This window comes from Paenibacillus sp. AR247, from assembly GCF_002968895.1.
GTDB lineage: Bacteria > Bacillota > Bacilli > Paenibacillales > Paenibacillaceae > Paenibacillus_AQ > Paenibacillus_AQ favisporus.
Genome location: NZ_PCZT01000002.1, coordinates 44,346 through 50,408 on the forward strand (window position 1 = coordinate 44,346; position 6,063 = coordinate 50,408).

5 protein-coding genes and 1 pseudogene are annotated in these 6,063 nt (G+C 52.0%); 3 read left to right on the plus strand and 3 right to left on the minus strand.

The window, feature by feature from the left end; genetic code table 11:
• Positions 1-54: 54 nt before the first annotated feature.
• Positions 55-1,023, minus strand: a complete 969-nt coding sequence (gene pfkA, locus CPT76_RS00530; RefSeq protein ID WP_105441577.1) for a 6-phosphofructokinase — start codon at positions 1,021-1,023, stop codon at positions 55-57.
• A 17-nt stretch (positions 1,024-1,040) separates the two neighbouring features.
• Positions 1,041-2,072: a tetraprenyl-beta-curcumene synthase family protein gene (locus CPT76_RS00535; protein WP_105441578.1), complete on the minus strand. Its 1,032-nt coding sequence runs from the start codon at positions 2,070-2,072 to the stop codon at positions 1,041-1,043.
• Between the two features lie 326 nt (positions 2,073-2,398).
• On the opposite strand from CPT76_RS00535, the gene CPT76_RS00540 reads away from it, so the two are divergent.
• On the plus strand, positions 2,399-3,571 hold the full coding sequence (locus tag CPT76_RS00540; RefSeq protein WP_105441868.1) for an MFS transporter: 1,173 nt from the start codon (positions 2,399-2,401) through the stop codon (positions 3,569-3,571).
• A gap of 168 nt (positions 3,572-3,739) precedes the next feature.
• Here the strand turns inward: CPT76_RS00540 and CPT76_RS00545 are convergent, their stop codons facing one another.
• A complete protein-coding gene (locus CPT76_RS00545; RefSeq protein WP_068694440.1) occupies positions 3,740-3,937 on the minus strand; it encodes a cold shock domain-containing protein in 198 nt (65 codons plus the stop codon).
• Between the two features lie 278 nt (positions 3,938-4,215).
• Here CPT76_RS00545 and CPT76_RS00550 point away from each other — a divergent pair, with 278 nt between their 5' ends.
• Both CPT76_RS00550 and CPT76_RS00560 read left to right on the plus strand, forming a co-directional pair.
• Positions 4,216-4,449, plus strand: coding sequence for a hypothetical protein (locus CPT76_RS00550; protein ID WP_076170246.1), 234 nt, complete (start codon positions 4,216-4,218; stop codon positions 4,447-4,449).
• Between the two features lie 401 nt (positions 4,450-4,850).
• A pseudogene (locus CPT76_RS00560) lies at positions 4,851-6,063 on the plus strand (M3 family oligoendopeptidase); the annotation flags it as partial.

The following is a 6,063-nucleotide window of genomic DNA, read 5'->3' on the forward strand; positions in this document are numbered from 1 at the left end:
AAAAGGCGCTGCAGGGTTAAAACCCGCAGCGCCTTGTCAGTGTTACCGTTATGTTTATTGCGAAAGCCGTGAAGCGAGCTCATACAGCTCCCGGTTAAATTCCTTCTTCGTGTTGACGACCTTATCGATGTCCGTCAGCACGAGCTCGCCTTTAATGATGCCGCAGGCCTTGTCGGATTCACCCGCGATCAACATACGCACCGCAAAATCGCCCAGACGGCTCGCCAGATTCCGGTCCGCCGGAGTCGGCGTACCGCCCCGCTGGATATGTCCAAGCACCGTTACCCGCGGTTCCAGAGTAGGGCAGCGGTCGGTCAGGGCTTTGGCAACCTCTTCCCCGCTTCCCACACCTTCAGCCACGAGCACGATACTGTGCCGTTTGCCATGAGCAAAGTTCTGCTTCATCCGCTCCGTAATTTCATCCATGTCATGCGGCATCTCCGGCACGAGGATCGTCTCCGCACCCGAAGCGAGGCCCGCATGCAAAGCGATATCTCCGCAGTGTCTTCCCATGACTTCCACAATGGAGGACCGCTCGTGCGAGGACATGGTGTCGCGCAGCTTGTTCACCGCATCAACGACGATGCTGACGGCGGTATCGAATCCAATGGTGTAATCTGTAAACGCGATATCGTTATCGATCGTTCCGGGCAACGCCATCGTATTGATGCCGAGCTTGCTGAGCTTATTGGCACCCTGGTATGAGCCATCGCCGCCGATGACAACAAGGCCGTCGATTCCGTGCTTGCGGAGGATTTCCGCACCCTTATGCTGGCCTTCCGGCGTCATAAATTCCTTACAGCGTGCCGATTGGAGAATGGTGCCGCCGCGCTGGATAATATCGCCCACGCTGCGCAGATCCATCGAAAAGATGTCGTCGTTCAGCAGACCGTGATACCCGCGCTGAATGCCGTAAACCTCAAGTCCGTGATACAAGCCGCTGCGTACGACGGCGCGTACGGCTGCGTTCATCCCTTGCGAATCTCCGCCACTGGTTAATATTGCGATTTTTTTGACTGCCATGTTATTTCCTCCTCTTATCACTCGTACAAATGCTTGCGGATCCACCGGCTGTTGAAGAAGAAGAATAAGCGGGTAAGCGGGCTTCCCTTCATCAAACGTTTGGATACGGAGCGAACTTCCTGCTGCTCGCTGACTTTGGGATCGGATAAATAGATTGCCAGCAGCCCCTCAATGATCATCCGATGGAACGGGGGCACCGGGATGGCTGCAACATCCTTCCGGGCCGATTCCACAATAAAGGCAATCCGGTCCAGCATGACTTCGGGGCTCTCATAGTAATTGCAAAAATTGAGGTCTCCGCCAAGCCGATCCTCTTCCTGATCAATCAGGTAATCCAGCATAATATGCAGACAGCAAACATGTGGAAAATATGACGCATGAATGGAGGCGGCGGCAGTGCTGCTCAAATGGCGGTCGCTTGCGGCCAGAAAGAGCATGAACACGCCCAAGGTCGAACCGGTTGCCGCGGCGAACTCGTTCCATTGAAGCTGGGGAGTCCGTTCACGATGAAGCTCCCACCACGCAAGCAGCGCCGGTTCTCTTAACTCCGGTTTGATGTGCTTGTAAACCTGCAGGTCGGTATACAGGCCCGCTAAATCCCGGATAAAGGGCATCGCGGCAGCGTAGCCGGGCAGCTGGCGTATGCAGCTTTGGCAGGTTGTCACCAACCCATGCAAATAACCTCCGTCATTTTGCTCCTGACGAAGTGCATAGTAATTGACAGGTTCAGCCGCCGGGTCGATCGCATCCAGCATCGACTGGTGAAGCAGGCGGAAATCTTCGGCTTCCATGGATGTGCTGCGGTCACACAGGTTATCCAGATAGTCGCTGATCGTCTGATAGGCCACGATGAGCTTGGTAAGTATAAGCCGCTCCGGCAGCGGAACGGCGGCGTAGACGCCTCCGCCCTCACAGTGAAACTGCTTCGTCTCTATACTCGCCAAGGCTTGCTTTCTCAGCTCGGGATCAGGGATGTTCCCTGCCTTCCTCCGCCATCCGTCCAGTTCTTTTCGCACTTCCGGCAATATATGCTTGTACACCCGGCTCATTAAACTGACAGGATTCCGGGGAACTTGATATCGAGTTTGCCTATTTTCATTCAAGACGGTGCCTCCACATTGTTGTCTACTTGTATCGATCCTAATGTCTTTTATTATAATATGGTCCTGGAATTTGCACAAATAAACCGTGCATGAATCCTCCCTTTTTTTACAACAATATGTGTCCAATTAAAGGAGTGTGCCGGGATCTCCTCGAAAAGGTAAGCTGAAAGATTCCACCGCAGCAGCATATGCTCATCTATAGTATAGCGGGCGGCATCGTGCTGCAGGGTGACTTTTTGCACAAAAATCACAAAAACATCGGGGTATTGATCATGAAACTAGAACAATCGACGCCAGACGTCAATTGGCAAAGGGCATTCACCTTTACCATCTATGGGACCAGCGTCCTGGTCGCCTCCTACTTCCAGCTTTACTTCAGCCACTTGGGCTTTAGCAGCTCGCAGGTCGGCTATCTGTACGCCGTCGGGCCCTTCATCTCCATCTTCTCCAACATGTTTTGGAGCATGGCCAGCGACCGCTACCGGACGACCAAAAAGATGATGCTCCTGCTGTTTGCCGGACAGCTCGGTATGGGGCTACTCCTGTCGGCCACTTCTTCCTTTTATGCGGTATTCGCGTTGATTACGGTCTTCTACTTTTTCTATTATCCGGTATTTCCGCTGTCGGATACGATGTCGATTCAAACCGCCCAGAGGCACGGGAAAAACTTTATCGTCATCCGGGTCTTCGGTTCGATCGGCTATGCCTTCTTCGCCCTGTCCATCGGCTATGTTCTTGGGCTGCTTCTGGCCATAATCATTGCTGGGGCCTGCCTCCTGCTCGCCACAAGGCTCAGGGACGGCGTCAAAACGAACGGTCAGAAGATGGAATGGAGGGGCTTGTGGAACGTGCTTCGGCAAAAAGAAGTGCTGTGGTTTTTCGCAGGCGTATTCTGTCTCGCCCTCCCCTACCGGATGAATGAAGCGTTCCTGACCCTGACGCTCAAAAGCATGGGCGCTAGCGAGGGTCTGATCGGCTGGTCCCTGCTCGCAGCAGCCCTCAGCGAAATTCCGGTCTTCTTCCTGCTCAGCCGCTTCGGAGAGCGTTTCAAGGAGCTGCCGCTCCTCGCCCTGGCCGCGCTGATGTTCGCTCTGCGCTTCTTCTTGATGTCGATCGCCGATCACCCCGGAACGGTCATCGCGGTCCAGACTTTACACAGCGTAACCTTCGGCATTTACTATGTGACGGCGGTCCGATACATCACCCGAATCATTCCGGATGAATTCCGGGCGACGGGACTTGCGCTGTTTACGATCGTGTGGTCGAGCGCAGCCGGGCTCGTCAGCGGAACGTTCGGCGGCGTGCTGTATGAGCAGACCGGGCGCACAACCTTCTATTTCATCGCCGCAGGGCTGGCTCTGGTCGCCTGCGCCGGTTTTTTGGCGAGACACCTGCTCGGAAATACCAAGGTTCCGGGCGCTTCAATGGACAGCCGCAAGATGTAAACCTTCAAAAAAAAGCCCATTTTCTAACCGCGGAGAACGGAAGAAAACGGGCTCTTCTTATTTCAGAAAAATATATGACAACAAAAAGGCACAGTCCCCACATGAGAACTGTGCGTAATAAGCAATTGTTAACCAAAACTTATAAGAAATCCGTTACCGGAGTCAATCTTATAATTTGATTACGTTAGCAGCTTGAGGGCCACGGTTGCCTTCAGTAATTTCGAATTCAACTTCTTGACCTTCGTCCAAAGTTTTGAAGCCGTCTCCTTGGATTGCGGAGAAATGTACGAATACGTCCTCGCCGCCTTCAACTTGGATAAAGCCATAGCCTTTTTCTGCGTTAAACCATTTAACTGTACCTTTCAAATGAACAACCTCCTAAAAATACCGCCATCTGTGGCGAATAAATACATTATACTTCATGAACTTTGACAATGCAATCGCTCTTTTTCGTCCGAAGCTTCTTTTTAAGGAATGGCATTTGTAAATCTCATCCAGGCTAAACCATCCCGTTATCGCAAGAAAAACTGCCGCTAATTGCGGACTGTCTTTAATGAATTATGCATGGATGACGTTTTTCTTATTTGCTTTTACACAAGCCTCTGCGGTATCATTTTACCAAAAGACCAAACGGAGAATGCGACATGATCAAAAAACATGAAATATACAAAAAAGACAAATGGAACATGATGACTGTCGAGGTCCAGGGCCGCTACATCGTCCTGCGGGAAATTTCCGATCAATGGGGTGAAGAGACCCACACCTTTATGAGCCGTCCGGCCATGATGCAGTGGGTGAACAACCGCTTTCCGAAGGAAGATTACCAGGGCAACGAGGATGAATGGCGTCAAATCATGAATGCGTTTAAAGAGGTATAATTCAGGATGGAATACGGCAGCGTCCTGGTCTTTGTTATTTTGGCCTTCTGTTTAGGCGCAGTCTTGATCATGAGGAAGGATACGATCCCGCCGAAGCTGAAGCGAGGTATGGCCATCTTCGCCCTCATCATGATCCTGGTTGCCTTTTTCCTTATTGTATACAATTTGCTTACCATGGGTTCCAGTCCTAATGGAGGATAAATAATCTTTTTCGGGTAAGGTCATACTAAGGGGTATATTTCTTCAAGACAGACCGTCAGAGGAGGCCCCCTTTCGTGAAATACTCGAAGACCCTGAAGCTTGCCGTCGCCATCAGCATGCTCTCGGTCCTATTTGTTCCTCCTGCGGCTTCTTCACACGGAGCCCGATTCATATTAACCCAACAGTCAAGGAGGATTCCGATGGAACAATTACCGAAACGTTCAGAAGTACCCGCCGAGCACAAATGGAAGATTGAGGACCTGTTCGCCAGCCAGCAAGCTTGGGACGAAACGTATGCCGAGCTTCAGCAGGAAGTGAAAAAGGCCGCCGATTTTCAAGGCAAACTGGATAATGCGGCAGCGGTGAAGGACTGCTTCGCCCTGGAGGATGAAATCTCGCTAAAGACGGAACGTTTATACGTGTACGCTCACCTGCATCACGACGAAGATACAGCCAACCCTACATACCAGGCCCTTTCGGCCAAAGCCAAAAAAATGAGCGTACAGGTGGGCGAAGCCCTCTCCTTCATCACGCCGGAAATTTTGTCGCTGCCGGACAGCAAGCTGGACGAATTTATTGCCGATCCACAGCTTGCCGAATACAAATTTACGCTGACCGAAATGAAGCGCGAGAAAGCGCATGTTCTGTCCAAAGCGGAAGAAGCGCTGCTGGCCCAGGTCGGCAACCTGTCCCAGGCACCGCAGACGATCTACGGCATGCTGAACAACGCCGATCTGAAATTTCCGAAGATCAAGGACGAGAACGGCAAGGAAGTTGAGCTGACTCACGGCAGCTACATTCAGTTCCTGGAGAACCCGAACCGCGAAGTCCGCGAGCGGGCGTTCAAAGCGGTGTACGAAACGTACGCCAAGCAAAAGAACACGATCGCGTCCACGTTGAGCGCCAACGTCAACAAGAACATGTTCTACGCCAACGTGCGCAAGTACCCTTCCGTGCTGGAAATGTCCCTCTACGGCGACAATATTCCGAAGGACGTGTATACGAACCTGATCGACACCATCCATGAAAGCCTGCCTCTGCTGCACCGCTACATGAACCTGCGCAAGAAGCTGCTGGGCGTGGATGAGCTGCATATGTACGATCTGTTTGCCCCTCTCGTCGACGAGTACAAAATGGACATTACGTATGAAGAGGCGAAAAAGACCGTATCCGAAGGCTTGAAGCCGCTCGGCAAGGACTATCTGGCTTCCCTGCAGGAAGGCTTTGACAACGGATGGATCGACGTTTATGAAAATGAGAACAAGCGCACTGGCGCATACAGCTGGGCGCCTACGGCACGCACCCTTATGTGCTGCTGAACCACAAGGAAAACCTGAACAGCATGTTCACCTTGGCGCACGAGATGGGTCATGCGCTGCATTCCTATTATTCGGACAACGCGCTGAAATACCG